The sequence below is a fragment of the Treponema sp. R8-4-B8 genome (assembly GCF_054786175.1).
This window is the reverse complement of the sequence record NZ_BDHE01000485.1, coordinates 16,802-38,192: the sequence shown is the minus strand read 5'-3', so window position 1 is coordinate 38,192 and position 21,391 is coordinate 16,802. Positions and strand designations below refer to the sequence as shown.

Here is a 21,391-nt window from a genome sequence, read left to right as displayed (position 1 = left end):
GTTTCTAAAGGAGATTTATATATATGAAACTGTATTCTAATTATAGCAATAACCATCTTAAAAACCGTCTTGAAGAGGTATGCAAAAACTCAACCGTCTATATCTCAACGGCTTTTTTCAGTAATTTTGAATTCATAAAGAAAGCCCTAGATAATAATTGTGATATTTTCCTCATTGTAAGACTCGATTTTGGGACATCTCCTGACGAACTATTAAAAGTTATTAACCTTGACAATCCAAATATCAAAATGCGTTATTATGCCTGTAAAGAGTTTCATCCGAAGTTTTACATCATTGACAATGTGTGTGCTTTTATCGGTTCTTCAAACCTTACCTATAAAGGTATATTTGAAAATCTTGAAATGAATATTGAAATTAGCTACGAAGACGAAAGTACAATATTTGAAGAATTAAAAATTGAGTTTTGGCGAGAATTTACAAATGCGGATCCATTAAATGAAGACAGAATAAAAAGATTTAAAGATAAACATGACCAATACAGCCCATCAGATTCAAATTTAATTTTCTTTACTGAAAGTGAAAAGGTTCTAACGCCAAATATTATCAACGACAATAAAAAAGAAAAAAAGACAGAAGAAATAACAAAGTTTGAAAAAGACTATCAGTTATATATTTCGTCCTTTTCAAAACTGAAAAACATGTATATGGAAGTATCGAACGAGCGGAAATATAATAATGAATTGCCATTACGAATTGAACTTGACCGTTTCCTTTCATGGCTTAGAGATAAAAAATATAAAAAAGAAGAATACCTTACTGTTCAGAAAAAAACGGACGATGAAATTAAGACTAGTTTAAAAGGACTTAAATCTGAATTTATTACTTCAGAATTAAGTGATTATTATAATAACACCGTCGAAAATTATACAATAATAAAAAATAAATTAGGTATAAAAGATAACATTCACAATCAAGCAAAAGAACAGATATTTGAAGCCTTAAAATTAATCAATGCTATACGTGAACAATTACGTTTTCACAACGGCGGCATGGACACATTAACAAAAGATTTTTTAGACAGAAACGATGAAGAAAAATTAAAAAATACTCTAATCTATTTGCTTGAAGGTAAAGAAAATTACATCAAGCGTATATATGATATAACCCACCCCTCACCATATAAATTAGACTGTTTAGGTGATAGCTCAATAAAAGAATTGTTCGGTTATATAAACAATGAAGATATACCTACCTGTAACCAACGTATGTTACATAGTATGCAATGGTTAGGTTTTGGGAAAATGTGATTAATAGACAGCCGATTAACGGTGCTATTTCAACTTGCTTTTCCAAAGACCTCAGTATGTTCATTTACCCATATAGCCAAATTCATCAAAACGGGCTATAATACCTTATTATGCCCCTGTCATGGAACGAAATCAGATTAAGAGCCTCAAACTTCGTAAATGAATGGAAAGACAAAGCCCCAAAAGCAAGGGAAGAAGCGGACGCACAGGATTTTCAAACTGACTTTCTTAATATTTTCGGTGTTTCAAGAAGGCAAGTTGCAAATTTTGAACATAGAGTAATAATAGGCGGACAAGATGATTTATTCGGCAATACTACCGGGGGCCGCAGGGGCTATATCGACCTTTTCTGGAAAGGTCGTTTTATAATAGAAATGAAAACCCCAGGCAAGGATATGATAAAAGCCTATCAACAAGCAAAAGAATATGCGGTTAATCTGCCCCCTGCCGAACTTCCCGAAGGGATACTTATCTCTGACTTTTGTAATTTTGATTACTATAACCTTGAAAAGGATAACGAAGTTGAACATTTTACTTTGGCTGAATTGCCTGATAAAGTAGAATTATTTGGTTATCTTGCGGGGTATAAAGACGTAAAGTTTCAGGCGGTAAGTCCTGTTGATATTAAAGCCGCTGAGCACATGGGGGAATTACACGACGCTCTTAAAGAAAGCGGCTATTCAGGACATCAGCTTGAAATGTACCTAGTTCGCATTCTTTTTTGTTTATTTGCCGATGACTCAGGCATTTTTGAAGAAAAAAAAGTGTTTTTTAGCTACATTAAAGCAAGGACAAATGAGGACGGCAGCGATTTAGCGCTTCATTTAGGGCAAATATTTGACATGTTGAACAAGCCGCTGGAAAAACGCTTAAAAAACATTGATGAAACGCTGAATAAATTTCCATACATAAACGGCAATCTGTTTGAAGAAAGGCTTGAAACCGCCGCTTTTAATTCTGTTATGCGAAAGACATTACTCAAGTGTTGCACACTTGACTGGTCGCAGATAAAACCTGAAATTTTTGGGGCAATGTTCCAGAGCGTAAAGGATAAAGAGAGCCGACGTGCGTTAGGTGAACATTATACCAGCGAAGAAAACATATTAAAAGTAATAAAGCCTCTTTTTCTTGACGCGTTATGGGAAGAATTTGAAAAAATAAGAAAATTAAAATCGGACATTCGCATACAAAGGCTTTTGGAATTTCATACTCAACTTCGCAGGCTAAAATTTCTTGACCCCGCCTGCGGTTGCGGTAATTTCCTGGTTGTCAGTTATCGTGAACTTCGTCTGATTGAGATAGAGGTGTTATCTGAATATTTACAAACACAGCAGGTTCTTGACATTGAACTTATGGTGAGGGTAAATGTAGACCAATTTTACGGAATTGAAATAGTGGAATTCCCCGCCCGAATCGCCCAAACCGCATTATGGCTTATGGATCATTTGATGAATAGAAAAGCGTCAGAAAAATTCGGCAAATACATCGCCAGAATTCCATTGACCGCTTCGCCTTCTATTGCCATATCTAACGCGTTGCCCATTGATTGGGAGACAATAGTGCCAAAGTCAGAATTATCATATATCTTGGGAAATCCGCCGTTTGTAGGATATAAACTGCAGTCCGAACAGCAGAAGCAGGATTTAAAATTTATTTTTCAGGATAATGTTTCAGCGAAAACTCTTGATTATGTTACCGCATGGTATATAAAAGCCGCTCAATATATGCAAAATACCACTATTCGCACCGCATTTGTTTCTACAAATTCGATATGCCAGGGCGAACAGACGTTAATTCTTTGGAGCGGGTTAATGGGTAAATACAATGTAAAAATAAATTTTGCCCATCAAACTTTTAGATGGAGTAATGAAGCCCGTGGCATGGCGGCTGTTTATGTTGTTATTGTCGGTTTTGCCGCCTATGATACAAATAAACTTCTCTATATTTATGATGATGTGAAAGGTGAACCTCATATTTATATCCCAAAAATGATTAACCCTTATTTAGTTGACGCTGAAACTATATTCATAACTAAAAGGTCTACCCCTTTACAGAAAGACACTCCCTTAATGAATTATGGAAGCGAACCAAGAGAAGGGGGATTCTTGCTGCTTACACAGGATGAAAAAGACGATTTAATTAAAAAAGAACCTTATCTGAAAAAATACATAAAACAGTTCGTTAGTTCTGATGATTTTATAAATAATATAAAGCGTTATTGTTTTTGGCTAGTTGATGCTGAACCTTCCGAAATAAAAAAATCAAAAGAACTTGTTTCAAGATTAAAGGAAGTGCAAACTTTCAGAAAAAACAGTAAGCAGAAACAGGCTTTTGCTTCCGCTGAAAGTCCTGCTTTTTTTACCAGCATAAGACAGCCAAAGTCATCTTATTTGCTTATTCCCATCGTATCATCAGAGAATAGAAAATATATTCCTATTGGCTATATGGAAAAAGAAGTTATAACCAGTAATGCAAATTTTACAATTTCAAATGCCTCTGTCTATCACTTTGGAATTCTTACATCGACAATGCACATGGCATGGACACGGTATGTCTGCGGCAGGTTAAAAAGCGATTATCGTTATTCAAATACCATCGTATACAACAATTTCCCCTTTCCAGCCCCAACAGAAAAACAGAAAGCGGAAATAGAAAAATTAGCGCAAGCCGTTTTGGACGCACGCTTGCAATTCCCAAATGCAAGCCTGGCCGACTTGTATGACCCTTTAACTATGCCAAAGGAATTACTAAAAGCACATCAGAAATTAGATAAAGCTGTAGAAGCTGCCTACGGACGCACTTTTGACGATGACAGCCAGCGTGTGGCGTATCTGTTTGAACTGTACCAAAAATTGTGCGGGGAGTTGTTTGTGGAGGGGAAGAAACGGGGTAAGGGGAGGAAGGGGTAAAGTGACCTTTACTGGCAAATCGGCAAGGAAATAAGCGAAAAAACACAGAACGGAGGATGGGGAAAGTCCGTTGTCGAAGAACTTTCTAACCAAATAATCGCAAATTTCGGGAATATGCGTGGTTTTTCCCCTCAAAACATCTGGCGGATGAAGCAATTTTATGAAACATACAAAGACAGCCAAATTCTCTCAACACTGTTGAGAGAATTATCCTGGTCAAACAACCTTCTGGTAATGAGCCGCTCAAAAACTGAAAATGAACGGCTTTTCTACATCAAGCTTGCTATTGATGAAAAATATTCATACCGCAAACTGGAACGGCTGTTTGACGCTATGCGTTTTGAACGCGCCGCCATAACCGAGAAAAAATCAGAAAATCTGCCAATAAAACAGGAAATAAAAAGCCAGTTCCTTGACAGCTATGATCTTGACTTCCTAAATTTGCCTGAAGACCACCACGAACCGGCTTTGCAAAAGGCGATAATCGCAAATATGAAAATATTCCTGCTTGAAATCGGAAAAGACTTTACCTTTGTCGGCGAGGAGTTCCGTGTCCATGTTGGCAATTCTGATTTTTTCATCGACCTTCTGTTTTATCATCGCGGGCTGTCCTGTCTTGTCGCGTTTGAGCTAAAAACAACCTCTTTCAAACCGGAATACATCGGGAAAATGAATTTCTATCTTGAAGCGCTTGACAGGGATCACAAAGAAACCAATGAAAACCCCAGCGTTGGGATTATACTATGCGCTGACAAAGATGATCAGGTGGTTGAATATGCGTTACAGAGAAATCTTTCACCCGTTCTTAAATTTATCATAATCTCGTATTTAAGTGGTCAGGTTAGATGAATAATGCCGCACGCTGAGAGCACCAATAAATGCCGCAGTCCCCAATAAAAGCAAGCCCGCCTTTAGGTGGCCGCCAGTGCGAGGCGGGCTCTTACGAAGTTTTTACAGCGTGCGCAGCCTGTCCGTCTGTGCTCAATAAATTCTTTGGGCATACATCGTGTAGTAGTTCGTGTTGGTTCGTGGAAAAATTCAAACTTATTGGACAGCCCCATAAATGTCACATAACGACACTACCAAAAAGCGGTATCAGATACGCCGCGTGTCATGGTTTGTTACGGCTGCAACACCCCGTTCACCACCTTAATAGTATTGTTACTGTTACCCAGATTCCCATTACTGGTCCATGTGCCATTGATAAAAGTTCCGTATTGGGTGATGTCGCTGCTGCCGGAATACCGGTAAAGCGCCGCGTTGGAGGAAGTGGCAATATTTTTAAAGCCTTCCGGCGCGTTTGAACCGTATATTGTTCCCCCAATCATACGGAAGGTCGCGCCCTGGCTCGTAGACACACCGCCGCCGTACATGGCGGTATTGTTATAGATTTCACCGCCGTTCATAATAAAATAGGTATCGGTACCGCCAAGTTTGGAGATAAACAACCCTCCGCCGAAATCATTGGCGGTATTGCTGTGGATTTTCCCGCCGTTCATGATAAAAGTACTTCCTTCCGCTACACGCACACCGCCGCCTTCCCAAACTGTGGTCATGTTGCCGGTAATTTCCCCTCCGTTCATGATGACAGTGGCAAATGCCACGCCCACCCCCGCGCCGCCACTATTTTTAGTATTGCCTGTTATTTTAACCCCGTCGTTTATAATGAGTTTGCCGCCATTCTTTACCTCAACCACCGAGCCGGTATTGCCGTTGCGACCTCGCAGAGTAACGTTTTCATTAAGAACCAGCGTTACATCGCCATCCACTGTAAGCAGGTCACCGTTGGAAGAAAAGGCGACAATCCGTTCAGAACCGCTGTTGTTATTAAGATTGATTGTGACATCGCTCTTGTCACTGTAGCTAAAGTTTTGCGGGCTAATGGTCTCATTTGGTAACTTCAGTTCAAGGTTATATGTCGTGTTACTTTCGACATTGGCGTGCAGCCATGTCAGCTGATCGGCAAGGGTAGCGCCCGGAATCTTAGTTCCTTCCGTTTCCGGAAACGTGGGCGCTATGTCGCTTCCGCCGTCATCTCCGACGGGGCGAACAAGGCGGAAGCCAACATCCTTGGACCGGACGCTCGGGTCGTTGCTGCGCCGATACGCGGAACGCAGTATCCCGGCCGGACTGAGCCAGCTTCCGCCGCGCATCACACGGGAAGATCCCGAAGATGCGCCCATAGGATCGGTCTGCGACCCGCTTGTATAATCGCCATACCTGTCCCAGCACAATTCCCATACATTACCATGCATATCATACAAAGCCCAAGCATTTGCAGTACTCAACCCCACCTGATGCGTTTTGCTTCCACTGTTGATTGAATACCACACTGTATTGTCGCTAAAAGTATCCCCTGTGTTATACGCCGTCGTTGTCCCCGCTCGACACGCATATTCCCACTGCGCTTCGGTAGGCAAACGATACCCGGTAGAATTGGCGACAATTACTACGGCATTCCATGTCGCGTTATTGCTCGTTGGCGCTGTTCCCCATACCGCGGGATCGGTACTTCCGCTAATACTGTACGCTGGGGTTAACCCTTTCGTCATGCTCAATTTGTTGCAGAATACTAACGCGTCATACCAACTTACAGTCTCTACAGGCAACTTGCCGGGCGTTCCTTTTTCCCCCGTTACAGCTGGCCAGTAATAACTCGGATTGCTCCCCATCACCGCCTGATACTGCTCCTGCGTTACCTCATACTTGCCCATGGAAAAACTTTTTGTTAATGTTACCGAATGTTGTGTTTCATCGCTATAGCGGCCAGGTTCGTTTGTGGGACTGCCCATCATAAATGTTCCAGCGGGTATTGAAACCATTTCTATTTTTATTATAGTATTGTCCCCGCTATTGTTACTGCCTTCTTTTATAAGCGTAAATATCGTCCTATACGCGAATAAAGTCATTACGTTCTCTGAAACAGAAGCAGTGCCAAATTCATCACCGCCTGTTTCAGTAAAAGACATAAAATTGCCGTCACGGTAATAAGAACAAGTGCCTGACAAAGACGCACCAGCAGGCATTTCCGCGCTCCAACCGGCAACCATTTCCGCGTTCCAAGCGGAACCTGTACATGTTAATGTTAAACCGTCATCGGCCCATGTTCCAATAAAAAGATCGGCGCCGCCATTATCGTCGCTATTTCTGTCATTATCACTAGAGCAAGCGAAAAGAGAAAACCCGATTATTGTCACAAGTGCAATAAGCCAGAACCATTTAATTAAGTTTTTTACCACAATATGTGTATTTTATCATTTTTTGGAGAATTTGTCAAATAAAATTATGCCTCATCCTCTGTTGCTTGGAGGTTGTTGTCCGAAAACTATGCGTGAGATTCACGATAAAACAACGGACAAAAACCCCCTCTTCCCTCTTCCTTTGTGTTCTTTGTCTCTTTGTGATCTTCGTGAGAAATATTTTCGAAAAACTTTTAAAAACAGTCAAGCAAAATGGCAAGTCCACGCCATATATAGGCGGAGGAAAAAATATGAAAAAATATTTTTTACTGTTTGGAGCCTGTATTTTGTTGGGCTCCTGTTCTACCCCGGAAACGCCCACTGCGGCGAAAATGCTGGGGGGCAGTTCATCAGCGCTGGTTTACATGAACTGCCGGGCGGTGTCACAGGAAGAGGTCGAATTTACCTTTTCGCGGCCTGTGACAATCAAATCTATTAATTTCGAGCCGAAACTTGAAGTTGATTCGGTGGAAAACGGCAGTACCGTAAAGGTCAAACTGAAAGAAAAAGCAGGAGCGGGGAAACTTATAACTACCGACATACTTGCGGAAGACGAGAAAAAAAATACCGTCAACGTGCTTGTCTCGTTCCGAACAAGAAACGACAGGATGCCGGATTTGGTAATTAACGAAGTTTGCACGGAATCCGCAAGCGCCGCAGCCGGGAAAAAAGAAGAGTTTATCGAATTTAAAACAAAAACCGCCGGTAATTTGGGCGCGATGAGGGTGGTTATCAACAGTAATTCAAATGCCGCTAAACAAACTATTTACGAGTTCTCGCCCGCCGAAGTTAAAAAAGACGAATATGTGGTGCTTCATCTTCGCACGTATAATTTGTCAAGCAAGGACGAATACACAAACGCCCTTGATGAATCGGTCGGCGTAAACGCTTCTCCTACGGCGCGGGATTTTTGGATTCCGGGAGAGGTAAAATTACTGCATAAAACCGCCATGATCTATGTTTTGGATCAGGACGACAAAGTGATTGACGCGGTAATGTTATCTGAAAATCAGGATAGCTGGTGGACAAAAGATTATTTTGCCGAAACTGCGGAATTCCTTTTTGACGCTGGAGCGTGGAAATCTCCTGATGGAAGCGCGTGCGGCCCGAAAGACGCGGTCGCGAGCGGCAAAGCTACCAATACCCGCACAATCTGCAGAGATGAAACCGTCGCGAAAAAAACAGGCACGGCAAAAGACTGGTATGTCACAGATACAAGCTGCGCGACGCCGGGAAAACCAAATAATCAAAAAAGGTATTCAAAGTAAGTTTTTAAACAGAGAAACAATATCGTGTTTATGGGCGGCTCCGGTTTTCTGGGCCGCCATTTCACCTTTATTGTAGATAATAAGCGTGGGAATGGAAACAATCCCGTGCCTGTCCGCGAGATCGGCGTTTTCGTCAATATTGACTTTGCCGACTTTTACTCTGCCTTCATATTCCCCCGCGATTTGATCAATTACAGGACCGAGCATTTTACACGGACCGCACCACGGCGCCCAAAAATCAATCAGTACCGGAACCTCCGATCCCAACACCTCGGACTCAAAATTATCAACTGTAATGGCAAGACTCATTCTTTTTCCCTCTCCTTGTATATTTTGCCTTATAACCGGGATTTTTTCAAGTGAATTTATACGCAAAATTTTCTCACAAAGAACACAAAGATACAAAGATCACAAAGGGGAAGAAGGGAGTTTTTGTACGAAGGCTATATATGAGCTTCACGATAAGATAACGGACAAAAACCTCCTCTCCCCTCTTCTTTGTGATCTTCTCTTCCTTTGTGTTCTTTGTGAGAAATTCTTTCCTATTATGCCTTGACAATAATTTTTAGAAGTGACATTATCTAATATGGAAGTTAATAATAATTTTAAAGAAGGGTTGTCTTACGATGACGTGCTTCTCCTGCCGGGTTATTCGGAAATTTTGCCGAAAGAATGTGATGTAAAGACCGTACTGTGCGACGGAATTAATCTTAATACGCCAATTATCTCCGCGGCTATGGATACGGTTACGGAAGAAAAACTTGCCATTGCCATTGCGCTTGAGGGCGGCGCGGGGGTTATTCATCGCAACTTGCCGCCTGAAGAACAGGCGCGGCAGGTGGCGAGCGTAAAAAGGTTTTTAAATTGGATAATTGAATCGCCTGTGACAGTCCCCTACGACGCGCATGTCCGTGACGTAAAAGCGCTTATTAAAACTTTCGGCGTATCAGGCCTGCCTGTAGTAGACGGGGAAGGAAAATTAAAAGGCATAATCACAAACCGCGACCTGCGTTTTTGCAGAGATGATTCCCTGCCCGTCGTCAAAGTGATGACTGAGAATGTCGTAGTTGTCACGGGAGAGCCTACCGCTGAAAAGGCGCGTGATAAATTTTATGAGTACAGAATTGAAAAACTTCCAGTTGTAGACGGCAAAGGAAAACTGACCGGGCTTATCACCGTAACGGATATGGAAAAACATGAAAATTTCCCAAACGCGGCGACAGATAAATCAGGCAAGCTCATTGTAGGCGCGGCGATTTCTCCGCAGGATTTTAACGTGCGCCTTCCGCTGTTAATAAAAGCAAAGGTTGATTTTGTCGTTGTTGATACCGCGCACGGCGATTCAAAAAATGTAATGGAAGCGATACGTCAAATTAAAAAAGACTACAATATACCTATCATCGGCGGAAATGTCGCGACTAAAGAAGGGACAAGAAATTTAATCGCTTCGGGGGCTGACGCGGTAAAGGTCGGCATAGGGCCGGGATCAATTTGCACGACGCGGGTTGTCGCGGGGATTGGCGTTCCGCAGTTTACGGCGGTGTTGGATTGCGCCGAAGAAGCGTCAAAAACAAAAACTCCGATAATTGCCGATGGCGGAATTAAATTTTCAGGGGATATTACAAAGGCTCTAGGCGCGGGAGCGGGGGTTGTGATGATCGGCAACCTGTTCGCTGGGTTAAAGGAAGCGCCGGGAAGTGAGATTATTTATGACGGAAGAATTTACAAAGAGTACCGCGGGATGGGAAGCATGGGGGCGATAGCGGACGGCGCGGGAGACCGTTACCAGATTGGCAAGGATGAAGAACCGGTACCGGAGGGAATCGAGGGGCGCGTCCCGTACAAAGGTGAACTTCGCACTTACATGAACCAACTTATCGCCGGATTACGAAAAGGCATGGGTTACTGCGGCTGTAAAAGCATCGCGGAACTTAACGGGTATAAAAAGTTTGTAAAGATAACGGCGGCGGGCTTAAGGGAAAGCCATCCGCATACCATTACAATAACTCAGGAAGCGCCAAATTACTCACGATCTTGATTACTGGTATAAAAAAATCTGCACTAAGGATTTTATTGACAGCGATCCTGTCAAATTTCCGCGCCGTTTTAAAAAACGCGAAGACATAGAAATAGCCGCGTTTTTGTCCGCTACAATCGCGTGGGGACGGCGCGACATTATCCTCCGCTCGGCGGAAAAAATGTTCGCGTTAATGGATTTTAACCCGTATAACTTTGTTGTTTCGCAAGGTTTTAAAAAATTAAAAGACAGAAACATTCACCGCACTTTTTTTGAAAGCGACTTAAAATATTTTTGCAAGGGCTTTAAATACATATTCGATAAATACGGAAATCTTGAAAACTTAATTTTAGCCCAAGGTAAAAAAACAGTCAGCCCAAGCCGGGAACAAAAGCATCCCTCCTTGCAATGCGACGTATGGAAAGGTTTTTATTTATTTCGCGAGGAAATGGCGAAGGCCAACAAGGGGGAGTACTCCATTCACGTTTCCAACGCGGGAAAAGAAGATGAAAACGGCTCCGCATGCAAAAAGCTAAATCTTGCTCTGCGCTGGCTTGTGCGAGAAGGCCCGGTAGATTTATGTTTATGGAAAAAAATAAAACCTAGCGCCCTATACATCCCGCTTGACGTTCATGTCTCGCGGATAGCGAGAAAGATAGGTCTGTTGGAGCGCAAATCCAATGATAAAAAAGCAGTTATCCTGCTGACTGAAAAATTACGGGAGTACTGCCCGGATGACCCGGTGAAGTATGATTTCGCGTTATTTGGTGTTGGTGTGAATAACATCTAAATATATACAAAACATTATTCTCAAATTATCTCTCGCAAAGGCGCAAAGGCGCAAAGTTGTTGTTCGTAGGAACATCGTTTTTCCTTCAAGATTTGTAGTCAAACTAATATATCTAGGTGACAATGAACTATCGGACAGGAACTTTGCGCCTCTGCGCCTTTGCGAGAGATTCTTTTTGTAAATGCAGAGTACTGACTACCTTTCGCCTAACAGGGATTTTATTTCCTGAATATCGCTTATTAATTTGCTGCGCGTTAGTTTTTGGAAACGCATGGGAAGCATTTCTTTTGAGGTGCATTCCAAGACAGCGACAAGGTTTTGCAATTCAACTTCGTAGGGATGGTCGGCGGGAATAAAGTCGCTCATCGCTTCTTCCATGTCTTCGCGTTTCACATAAATACGGTCGGCCATCGCGGCGATAAGTTTAGCGCGGACAAGAACCGCTTCCAAATCGGCGCCTGAGTATTCGTAGTCGTACTTTTTAAAAAGATCGGAAATTGAAAAATTACGGATGTCCAAGTCAAGCTTGCGTACTAACGTATTAAAAAGGTCTTCCCTGTCTTTTTTTGTTTCTGGGTAAAAAAGAGCCAGATGCTCTTCGGCGCGTCCCTGCCTTTTAAGGTCAATCGGTATTAAGTCGGGGCGGCACGTTATTAAAAACCAGATAATTTTTCCGCGGTATTCCGTATTGCCCATGAAAGAGGCTATTTGCGCAAACACGCGATTGCTCGTGCCGGAATCCCCTTCCTGAGAGCGGTCTCCCAAAAAAGCGTCAGCCTCGTCTATCATCACTCCTACAGGAGCCATCGCCACAAGAATATTCAACACTCTTTCAAGATTAGATTCAGTCTCTCCCTGCCACTTGGTTCTGAAATTGCGGAACTTCACCATCGGGATTCCAATCTCGCCCGCGAAGGCGCTAACCATAAAACTTTTACCCGTTCCCACAGGACCGGCGATTAAATATCCCATCGGCAATACGTCGGGGCGTCCTTTTTTAATCGCCTTCGCCGCGTTCTTAAACCGCTTCTTTACAAAGTCATGCCCCGACACATGGGAAAGATCATAAGACGTTTCCATAAATTCCAAAAGACCGCCCGCACCGTTCTCGATTATCTCTTTCTTTTTTTGCCGCATGAAATCAAGCGAAATAGGTTTTTCGTTTTCAAAGCTTTCAGCGGCCAGGCGGTACAGGTTCATCAGATTAAGGCCGGACGTAATCGACGCGAGCCTTTCGGGAGTCAGTCCTCGCTCAAGCAGGAGTTTTCCTTTTTCTTCTTCAGAGCGGAGAAAGCTTTCCCTGATTTTTGCGTTTGGAAACGGAACGCTTATTTTTACGATAGCAGGAGAACTTGTAAGGCGCGAAGAAATATCTGACAAGTTTTCAGTCAACAGAATAATTGAAATATCGCCTTTAATAAATTTAGGGTCGGTCGCCCAGCGGTTAAACGTTACCATACAGTACCTGTCCCTGTCCGACAAGCGGATTAAATCCCCGGCGGGAACAATATGTTCGGCGAAATCAACTATTAAAACCTTACGGCCTTTAACCCGTTTTTCTTCCGGTACCTGAGAGAGAAAATATTTTTCAAGATACGGAAAACACCGTTCCGGATCATTTGAAACAAAATCGCCAGAGTCAAAATCGGGGCTTGCTGCGAATTGAGGCGCCGCAGAGAGATAATTTTTTTCCATGTGCGGTTCGCAAAACGTCAGCCCCCTTGAGCTGTCGTAGAAAGCTATTATTTCCTTGTTGCCGAATAAAATTTCAGAGATGTAATCCTGCACTCTTTTAAAAGTAAACTCGCCCTCATTTTTTTCGTGTGGAAGAAAATCCCTAATGTTGCCGTGTAAAATATATACGTTTGCGGTTTTTGAACGGTATTTATTGGCAAGCTCCTCAGCCCATGCCGGCAGAACCTTTATAATATCATCGTAATTATATATATATTGATCGGACATCCCCCTACCCCAATATTTATTTTACATAACCTTTACCTTTTTGGCAACAATTGAGACATATAATCCAATAATAAATTCTTGTATTCCTCGTTAATTTTACGTTCCGCCGCCATATAAACGCGGTTTTCGGCTTCCGAAACGGTGGAATGCCCTTCACGGCTATTAAAATTGTAGGGCAATAATACCGATTTATCGCTTGTATCAATAAAATTCGCGCCCAGTTCTATACGGGCAAATTTATTGGGGTTGTTGGGAAAATCTACAGGAGAGACAGTAATTTCCACATTAAGATTGTAGCGCGAATTAACTCCGCCGGTTCTAAAACCAATATCTGAAAACGCTTTGGCGAACGCGCCTTGAATCCTTCCGGCTTTATCGTTCTTTACCGTAATTCTCACAGGAATAGCCTTGGTGATATTCTGCGCCTCAAGGCGGTAATTATCCCCCTTTATAAGCCCCGCGGGAAGAGGTGCGCCTATTACTTGCAACACGTTCCCATATGTAATATTGATATCAGCCACTATCGCGGCAAATTGATACCGTGAATATCCTTCCAGAGAATTTTTTTCCATCTGGCTCATATTTAAAAGGTTATCTATTACATTTTGATTTGCCTTTATCATCTCGTTGTACAGCTGGGCGGTTCTTGCTTTCTCCATAACGGCGACGGCAAAGTAGGTGCCCTTTGAATCATACCAGACTTCTTTTATTTCCGCGCCGACAAGAGTGTCCATTGAGGACGAAGTTTTAATTGTATTTTGCATGGCGATGTTATCCGTCCACCCCGCCGTAACGCCGTTTTTAACCGCTTCCTGATAGGTATTTACAATTGTCTGATCCGCTTTTATGGACTGGCCAAAAATCGCGATAAGGTTGGCAAGCGCGTTTTTTTCCGCCATGTCGCGATTTGACGCGCTGCCGGAAGCAGCGACATACTGCGATCTGTTAAATACTGAATCGACGGAATCGACCCATGCGGGTTTTGTCTTGCTGTTATTTACTGATGTTTGCCGCTGCGTTGATGAAGAAGCGCCCTGCCCGTCTGACGGCTGCTGCCGCGAAGGAACGCTTGGCGCGTCCGTTGGCCGACCCACCTGCTCGTCAAGCCTTTCCAGCGCGTCTTTCGCCGCGGCTTGGGCTTCCGAAGCGCCGTTATCAGATTTTGGCGAACTTCCGCAAGCGCCTAACGCCAGCAGCGTTAAACATAACAACAAACTGACAAACCTTAATTTAAACATTAGATAATTCTCCAAAAAAAATAAAATAAATTATTTTTTCAATGACATTCCAATTCCCTTATAAATTAACACCCTCACCACAAAATGATGAGGGTGTTGTTTCAGTTTCCGTTAATTAAAAAATTAATTGTCCACCACCACGGCCTTATCTTTTTTGTCAAGTTGAGCGTCCATCATCTGAAGCGCCTGTTGCGCCTTAAATTGAGCGAATGCCGCCTCTTCATTTCCCAAAATGCTCGCCACTTGCTTTTTTACATCAGCTTTTTTCACTTCTACCAGAATCCACCACGCGCCGTCTTTTCCCTTCCAGCGTTGAATTGGACGGGCTCCTGAAACGTCAATATTGGTAATTTGGCGGCTTACGTCTTCCTGCAGGGAAGAACTAGCCTGGTTTTTCGCGTTACCAGCGTCAAGGTTATAATCCGTAAACATAGCCTGTACCTTGGTCTGAATCTGGCGGCCAACCGCGACCCTCGCGCGGCTTTCCGCCGCGTTCAATGACGCTGAAGTAGAAGATTGTTTGGCTGTCCCGATTCCCCAAATAGCGTCCGCCGGGGGAAGATCGTTTAGCCAGGGCGGCACATCAGACGCCGCTCCCGCCGCAGGCGGCTTTGAAGCGCATGACATCAAAGTGAAAGCCAAAGATAAAACCAAAAGAATTAAACTAATTTTCTTCATTTTAAAAACTCCTCATATTTTTATTTAAAAAGACATACGTCTTTAATGGCAATATACCGCAAACCGCGATTTTTTTCAATTATTATTTTTACCACGAACCACACGAACATCACAAATATCGACAAAAAAGGCATAACATGGTATATTAAAAGAAGAAGGAGATCGAATATGCCGCTTGAACATTTTAACCGCATAACCAATGACCCCGGTATAATGGGCGGCAAGCCCTGTATTCGGGGTATGCGCCTGACCGTTGGCAGAATACTCTCCCAAATTGGCGCAGGGGAAACGATTGAAGAACTGCTGATTGATTATCCTTACCTTGAGCGGGAGGATATTCTACAATCTCTGCAATATGCCGCATGGCTTGCCGAAGGCCGTGAAGTCGCGCTTACTTGATAACTATTTTTAATCATGAAAATAATTGTTGATGTTAATCTTGCTGTTCGTTGGGCTAATATGCTTTCAAGCCGGGGAATTGAAGCTGTCCATTGGAGTGCAATAGGCGCGGCTAACGCTCAAGACATTGAAATTATGTCCTATGCCAGGCAAAACGGATATTCCGTTTTTACAAACGATCTTGATTTTAGCGCCATTCTAGTTTCTACCCGCGTTACTGGTCCCAGTGTTATACAAATTCGCGCCGAGGATACCCGTCCAGAGGCGCATCTTGATCGGGTAGCCGAAGCGCTTATTAAATACTCCGCTGCTATTGAACAAGGCACTATAATTACGATTGATCCTCATAAAACCAGAATGCATATTCTTCCCTTTGCGCTTCCTGAAAAATAATTATTTATACATTTTAGGTTCTCTGGTTCGTGTGGTTCGTGGTAAAATCCGTATTCTGCCACACGCGCCCGCTAATCATCTGCCCGGCAAATGATGTTTACCGTGATTGGTGAAAATTTCGTTATCGAATGTAAAATTTCGCGGGTCTTTATACGGAGTGTGGACTACCGTTCCGGTTTCATCAATTACGTTAGTATCGAACCATGTCGCGTCCAAATAAAGAAGCCTGCCTTTGTATTTTAGGGTAACCCACGCGTGATTTTGACCTGATACTTTTACAATATCGCTTACTCCGGCAATATTGGCGTTAAGGAGACGGGATATTAAAAGATCGCTATAATCATCACAAACGCCTTTTAACGGGGTGGGAGTTACAAACTTTGCCCTCATTCCAACACGGTTATAATCGTAGTCCATATCTAAGGCGACGGAATAAAGAACGTCGTAGATTTTTTTAAGGCCGGGGTCTTTTATCATTTCATTTAATTTTCCCTGAGAAATCGCGATGTCATCAAACCTGTCCAGTGAACAATTACCTTGTAAATGATTATGGTATTGAGGCGTTAACTGCCATTTATGAACATCATTGTCTTTCGCGGGGTAAAACGAATTCTCGCCCGCGGGCGTTTGATCATAACTGTAAAATGTGCTTAAAATTAAACTGCCGTTGTTTTTAAATTCATAAACAAATTTATTAATCCTAAAATTAACAAAACTCGCGTATTGCCCTTTGGAAAACATATCATACAATGAATCAAGAAGATAATCCAGGGAATGAGGCCCCCTAATATCCTGATAACTATATGGAACGCCGATTACCTCTACCGGTATATTTCTATACGTATTATCAGCTCCATCCTGCGCAAAGGAAGCCATAACATTAATAATTACAAGAACCGCGCATAAAAAAACTCGCTTTATTGATTTGTTTTTTAAATTGTTTTTAATAGTCATGATTAATTCCTCCGCGAATAATTACTACAATTTAATACTGCGAAATAACAATGTCAATAATACGCGCCAAATATTCAGAGTAATCGGGTGATATGGCTAAAACTTCATATTCCTAAATCTTTGCAAACGATACCTAAGCGTGTCATTTTTACGGAACTTCAATACGTCTATATTGGCAATTCGCCGCTCCGGGCTTGGGTGGGTTGAATATAGGCCGCCGTTTTGAATGCCTCTGGATTTTTGTAAAACTTTCAGCATTTCTAAAAGAGCGCCCGGATCGTAGCCCGCCCTCGCGAGCAGGACTACCGCCTCAAGATCAGCTTCAAATTCCTGGGTTTGCGAATAACCGCTTCTCATAAGAACGTCTACGGTTGTCGTTATGGAATCGCGAAAAACAGCGGCGCGGGCCGCTTCGGCGTTTTTACTCGCGGCGTTACTCGCGGCCCTATCCGCTATAGCGGACAGTTCGTTTTCAAGTTTTACGGAATTGATAATGCTGATTCCATGCCTTAACATAATATGCGCCAGTTCATGGGCGATTACAGCCGCCAGCATATCTTCGGAGGACGCCGATTCCGCCAGTTTTCTGGTAATAAATATGTGTCCGCCGGGAGTGGCAAAAGCGTTAAATTCCCCGCTGTCAAGAATCATTACATAATAACCATTGTAGGGAATAGGATAATTAGAATTAATCACAAGCGTCTGACAGATATTATTTACATATTTAGTCGCTTCCGCATTGTTATACAGTTTATATTTAGTCAGTATATTCGCGGCTACCGCGCGTCCAAGATAATAAGCGTCAAGAGGTGAAAAACCATCGTCAATATCCTGACCTGTCTGGGAAAAAACAGCGCCTGTAAAACAAAATATTATAATAAAAACAAATAATAACTTTTTCATACCGGTAATATATAACCTCTTAATAAAAATTCAAACTATTTTGCCTTAAATCTTCTTTTTGGCGGGTTTAACCTTGCTTAACTCCCTGACGGCAAGGATAAGTTCCTTGTCTTTGGCAATTTCACTGATAAAAGCCGGAAGACGGTATGTCCAGACAAAATCATTCACGCTGCCCGGCACGTTTATCCTTTCATCTGCCGGATCCGCGGAGTACCAATTATTGGAAAGATGCAGTAAGTCCTGTATTTGGAATACGCGGAAACGGGAACGGGCCTGGGCGGTCTTTGTAAGAATTATCTTTGCAGTTCCAGGGTTGTAAACTTTCGGTAAAGAGGGAACGCCTAAAAAGCCCGAATACTGCCCCTGATCCGCTTCCGTTTCCCACCACTGTCTTAGCGTCGAACTGTCATGAACCGCGGGAGTGCAAACGCTCAATTGGGGATAATTTTCAAAAGGAATGTAAGGCTGCCCCGCTTTATCCCATTCGCGGACCCACCGCGTCACGCGCAAACCAAGTATTTTAAGTTTGGTCAGCACTTTAGGAACGCAGGCGGGAACCGCGCCAAGATCTTCGGCGCACGGAAGCATCGAGGACGACTGTACCAATACCGAAAGCAGCTTCATTCCCAATTGCGCCCATGTTTTTTCCGCCCTTTTCTGGCGTTTTTCCAATAAAGCTTCCATGGCCGATTTTTCTTCCTGCGAAAAAGTGGAGTATGCCTTCGCGTCCCTGTAATACCATGCTGGGAAAAATTTCCCTTTTTTATATTCAATAAAAACCCTGTTTTTCCATTCCGTCATAAGGAAATTACGGATTGCCGGATGAAGATCCAAAGCGTCAATATCTTTTTCTCCGGCAATTTTCTTTTTAAACAGCCAAAGTTCTTCGTTATTTATCCGCACAAGCGCCCTGGAAAAAATCCTGTCAGACGCGGCTTTTATGTCGGCGTCCGTAAATAGACTGCCCCAGTTATTTCGCAGGGCGTGCAGCAGCTCATCCGTGCGGATATGCGGCTGGGATACCCAGCGAATTCTACTCTTATCAAAACCCAGTTTTTTTAAGTCGCCCGTAGTAATCGGCGGATATGGCACATAACGCCCTAGAGCGGCGGTATAATCCCTGTGGGAACTTGCCCAAATGCGGAAAAATCCCAAAACATGATCTATTCTGTAAGCCTTGTAATATTTTTCGGCTGCCGCAAGCCTTCTTTTCCACCACGCGTAATTGTCTTTCTCCTGCGCTTCCCAGTTGTAAATGGGGAAACCCCAGTTTTGGCCGTCGGGACTGTACATATCGGGCGGCGCGCCGGCTGACAGTTCCTGAATAAATATTTCAGGATGCGCCCATACGTCGCAGCTGTCTTCGTTCATTAAAATGGGCAGATCGCCTTCAAGGACAATACCCGCGTCGGCAATTGCTTTTGCGGCTTTGGAAAATTGGACATCAAGCGCCTGTTGCAGCCATACCCAAAAAATGTGTTCTTCGCGCAGTGATTTATCGTTCCATAATTTTTCTATATCGGCGGCTGTTACAGAACCGTATTCAGTCCAGTTTTTCCATGATTTTAGATCGTTTTTTTCTTTTAGCCTTCTGTATACGGCATATTCTTTTACCCATAAATTTTGCTCAATCCATGAGGATAAACTTCCGCCATTAGCGTTTTTTACAATTTGCGCTTTGCTCGCTTCGTATATTTCACGGCATATTTCCAATTTTTCTTTTAAAACATGATAATGGGAAAAACGGCTGTTTTTTTCAAAATTTTCCCTCGCTTTTTTAATGCGTTTTTTAACCAAATCTTCAGCCAACGCATATTCATCAAGTTCTTCAATCCGCAGATAAAGAGGATGAAGACCGAATGCCGTAAGACTAAAATACGGAGAACTTTCAAAACCGGTATCGTTCACAGGCAAAAGTTGAATCAGTCCAAGCCTCATCTTTTTGCAAAGAGCGGCAAAATCAACCAAATCCGGAAATTCGCCCACTCCCATGCCTTTTTTTGACCGTAAAGCTCCAACCGGAACCACCACTCCAAGTAGCCGTTTATTGACAGCCTGTTTTTCCATATTATCCCCCCTTTTAGGATTTTATTAATTATAACGCTTTTTTAATTAATGGTAAACAGTTCTAATTGCCAAAAAGTGAAATTTTCGATATTATTTAAATAAGGAGATTAAAATGAAAAATACGGATAATTCAACATACTTTTTCACGTCCGAGTCAGTCGGCGAAGGGCATCCCGACAAGCTTTGCGATCAGGTATCTGACGCGATTCTTGACGCATGCCTTAAAGAAGACCCCGAAAGCAGGGTGGCTTGTGAGACCTTCGCGTCCACCTCTCTTGTGCTTATCGGCGGGGAAATTACGACAAAAACGTTTGTCGATTTCCATCATCTGGTGCGGGATATAGCGCGGGATATTGGCTATACCGACCCGTCTTACGGGCTTGACTGCAATTCAATGGCGGTTCTTGACATGATTCACAACCAGTCTCCCGATATTTCGCAGGGAGTTTCAGGCACCGGCCTTAAAAAATTTAAAGGCCAGCAGGGAGCGGGCGATCAGGGAATGATGTTCGGTTTCGCCTGCAACGAGACAAAAGAACTTATGCCCCTACCTATAACGCTCGCCCACAAGATACTTATTAACGCGACAAAACTGCGTAAAAGCAAAGCCATTAAATGGCTGCGCCCTGACGCGAAAAGCCAAGTGACGATACAATACGAAGGTTTTAAACCGGTTCGCATTGACGCGGTTGTCGTTTCCCATCAGCATGATCCTGACGTAACTTATAAGGAAATAGAAGAAACAGTTATAGAAAAAATTATTAATCCGATTCTTGAACCTACGGGATTATTGGATAAAAAAACAAAGTACTTTATAAACCCGACAGGGCGTTTTGTAATTGGCGGCCCGTTCGGGGACACGGGGCTTACTGGGCGTAAAATTATCGTAGACACTTACGGCGGCATGGGGCGGCATGGCGGCGGCGCTTTTTCAGGCAAAGACCCGACAAAAGTTGACCGTTCTGCGGCCTATGCGGCGCGTTACATCGCGAAGAACATTGTCGCCGCCAAACTTGCCGACCGTTGCGAAATCCAGCTTGCCTACGCGATTGGAGTGCCGTTCCCGGTTTCGGTAATGGTGGACACCTTTGGAACCGCAAAGACTGATGAAACAAGCATCGGGAAAGCCGTGGAAAAAGTTTTCGATTTAAGCCCAGCGGGAATTATCAAGACGCTTGACCTGCGCCGCCCCATTTATCTAAAGACCGCTTCTTACGGTCATTTTGGACGCGCGGAATTCCCGTGGGAAAAAACGGATAAGGTTGAGGAGCTGAAAAAAGCGATTAGTTAGCGTAATTTTGCGCGT

The 21,391-nt window shown here is 43.1% G+C and carries 17 protein-coding genes and 1 pseudogene; 10 read left to right on the top strand and 8 right to left on the bottom strand.

Annotated elements, in window-relative coordinates; all coding sequences use genetic code 11:
* Nucleotides 1-23 precede the first annotated feature (23 nt).
* The 4 genes and pseudogenes from ACYVRA_RS12325 (at nt 24) to ACYVRA_RS12310 (ending at nt 5,026) form a co-directional block, all read left to right on the top strand.
* Entirely contained in the window at nt 24-1,268 is a 1,245-nt protein-coding gene (locus tag ACYVRA_RS12325; protein WP_461253009.1) for a phospholipase D family protein, read from the top strand.
* Between the two features lie 110 nt (nt 1,269-1,378).
* Nucleotides 1,379-4,177, top strand: a complete 2,799-nt coding sequence (locus tag ACYVRA_RS12320; RefSeq protein WP_461253008.1) for a class I SAM-dependent DNA methyltransferase — start codon at nt 1,379-1,381, stop codon at nt 4,175-4,177.
* A 15-nt stretch (nt 4,178-4,192) separates the two neighbouring features.
* A pseudogene (locus ACYVRA_RS12315) lies at nt 4,193-4,513 on the top strand (DUF1016 N-terminal domain-containing protein); the annotation flags it as partial.
* The gene (locus tag ACYVRA_RS12310) at nt 4,511-5,026 is read left to right on the top strand and encodes a PDDEXK nuclease domain-containing protein (protein WP_461253034.1); all 516 of its coding nucleotides are present in this window, start codon (nt 4,511-4,513) and stop codon (nt 5,024-5,026) included. The pseudogene ACYVRA_RS12315 and the gene ACYVRA_RS12310, both read left to right, overlap by 3 nt.
* Before the next feature lie 272 nt (nt 5,027-5,298).
* Here ACYVRA_RS12310 and ACYVRA_RS12305 read toward each other — a convergent pair whose 3' ends face one another.
* On the bottom strand, nt 5,299-7,416 hold the full coding sequence (locus tag ACYVRA_RS12305; protein WP_461253007.1) for a formylglycine-generating enzyme family protein: 2,118 nt from the start codon (nt 7,414-7,416) through the stop codon (nt 5,299-5,301).
* A gap of 251 nt (nt 7,417-7,667) precedes the next feature.
* Here ACYVRA_RS12305 and ACYVRA_RS12300 point away from each other — a divergent pair, with 251 nt between their 5' ends.
* The gene (locus ACYVRA_RS12300; RefSeq protein WP_461253006.1) at nt 7,668-8,684 is read left to right on the top strand and encodes a hypothetical protein; all 1,017 of its coding nucleotides are present in this window, start codon (nt 7,668-7,670) and stop codon (nt 8,682-8,684) included.
* On the opposite strand, the gene trxA is transcribed toward ACYVRA_RS12300, so the two are convergent.
* On the bottom strand, nt 8,676-8,993 hold the full coding sequence (trxA, locus tag ACYVRA_RS12295) for a thioredoxin (RefSeq protein WP_461253005.1): 318 nt from the start codon (nt 8,991-8,993) through the stop codon (nt 8,676-8,678). The two genes, ACYVRA_RS12300 and trxA, sit on opposite strands and share 9 nt — an antisense overlap.
* 277 nt (nt 8,994-9,270) lie before the next feature.
* Between trxA and guaB the strand changes: the two genes are divergently transcribed.
* Together guaB and ACYVRA_RS12285 are read left to right on the top strand one after the other, a co-directional pair.
* A complete protein-coding gene (guaB, locus tag ACYVRA_RS12290; RefSeq protein ID WP_461253004.1) occupies nt 9,271-10,722 on the top strand; it encodes an IMP dehydrogenase in 1,452 nt (483 codons plus the stop codon).
* Nucleotides 10,706-11,491 (top strand): TIGR02757 family protein, encoded by a 786-nt coding sequence (locus tag ACYVRA_RS12285; RefSeq protein ID WP_461253033.1) that lies wholly within the window; start codon nt 10,706-10,708, stop codon nt 11,489-11,491. The genes guaB and ACYVRA_RS12285 overlap by 17 nt, the downstream gene beginning before the upstream one ends.
* Nucleotides 11,492-11,686: 195 nt before the next feature.
* Here the strand turns inward: ACYVRA_RS12285 and ACYVRA_RS12280 are convergent, their stop codons facing one another.
* From ACYVRA_RS12280 to ACYVRA_RS12270, 3 genes are all read right to left on the bottom strand, one after another.
* The gene (locus ACYVRA_RS12280; protein WP_461253003.1) at nt 11,687-13,453 is read right to left on the bottom strand and encodes an ATP-binding protein; all 1,767 of its coding nucleotides are present in this window, start codon (nt 13,451-13,453) and stop codon (nt 11,687-11,689) included.
* A gap of 32 nt (nt 13,454-13,485) precedes the next feature.
* On the bottom strand, nt 13,486-14,691 hold the full coding sequence (locus ACYVRA_RS12275) for an LPP20 family lipoprotein (protein WP_461253002.1): 1,206 nt from the start codon (nt 14,689-14,691) through the stop codon (nt 13,486-13,488).
* A 123-nt stretch (nt 14,692-14,814) separates the two neighbouring features.
* Nucleotides 14,815-15,369: an LPP20 family lipoprotein gene (locus ACYVRA_RS12270; RefSeq protein WP_461253001.1), complete on the bottom strand. Its 555-nt coding sequence runs from the start codon at nt 15,367-15,369 to the stop codon at nt 14,815-14,817.
* 168 nt (nt 15,370-15,537) lie between these two features.
* Here ACYVRA_RS12270 and ACYVRA_RS12265 point away from each other — a divergent pair, with 168 nt between their 5' ends.
* Nucleotides 15,538-15,768 (top strand): DUF433 domain-containing protein, encoded by a 231-nt coding sequence (locus ACYVRA_RS12265; protein ID WP_461253000.1) that lies wholly within the window; start codon nt 15,538-15,540, stop codon nt 15,766-15,768.
* Nucleotides 15,769-15,783: 15 nt separating this feature from the next.
* Nucleotides 15,784-16,161: a DUF5615 family PIN-like protein gene (locus ACYVRA_RS12260; RefSeq protein ID WP_461252999.1), complete on the top strand. Its 378-nt coding sequence runs from the start codon at nt 15,784-15,786 to the stop codon at nt 16,159-16,161.
* A 75-nt stretch (nt 16,162-16,236) separates the two neighbouring features.
* Here the strand turns inward: ACYVRA_RS12260 and ACYVRA_RS12255 are convergent, their stop codons facing one another.
* From ACYVRA_RS12255 to ACYVRA_RS12245, 3 genes are all read right to left on the bottom strand, one after another.
* A complete protein-coding gene (locus tag ACYVRA_RS12255) occupies nt 16,237-17,115 on the bottom strand; it encodes a hypothetical protein (protein ID WP_461252998.1) in 879 nt (292 codons plus the stop codon).
* 96 nt (nt 17,116-17,211) lie between these two features.
* Nucleotides 17,212-18,018 carry a M48 family metalloprotease gene (locus ACYVRA_RS12250; RefSeq protein ID WP_461252997.1) on the bottom strand — a complete coding sequence of 269 codons (807 nt, stop codon included), beginning with the start codon at nt 18,016-18,018 and terminating at the stop codon, nt 17,212-17,214.
* A 45-nt stretch (nt 18,019-18,063) separates the two neighbouring features.
* Nucleotides 18,064-20,085: a 4-alpha-glucanotransferase gene (locus ACYVRA_RS12245; RefSeq protein WP_461252996.1), complete on the bottom strand. Its 2,022-nt coding sequence runs from the start codon at nt 20,083-20,085 to the stop codon at nt 18,064-18,066.
* 112 nt (nt 20,086-20,197) lie between these two features.
* Between ACYVRA_RS12245 and metK the strand changes: the two genes are divergently transcribed.
* The gene (gene metK / locus ACYVRA_RS12240) at nt 20,198-21,376 is read left to right on the top strand and encodes a methionine adenosyltransferase (RefSeq protein ID WP_461252995.1); all 1,179 of its coding nucleotides are present in this window, start codon (nt 20,198-20,200) and stop codon (nt 21,374-21,376) included.
* Nucleotides 21,377-21,391: the final 15 nt, after the last annotated feature.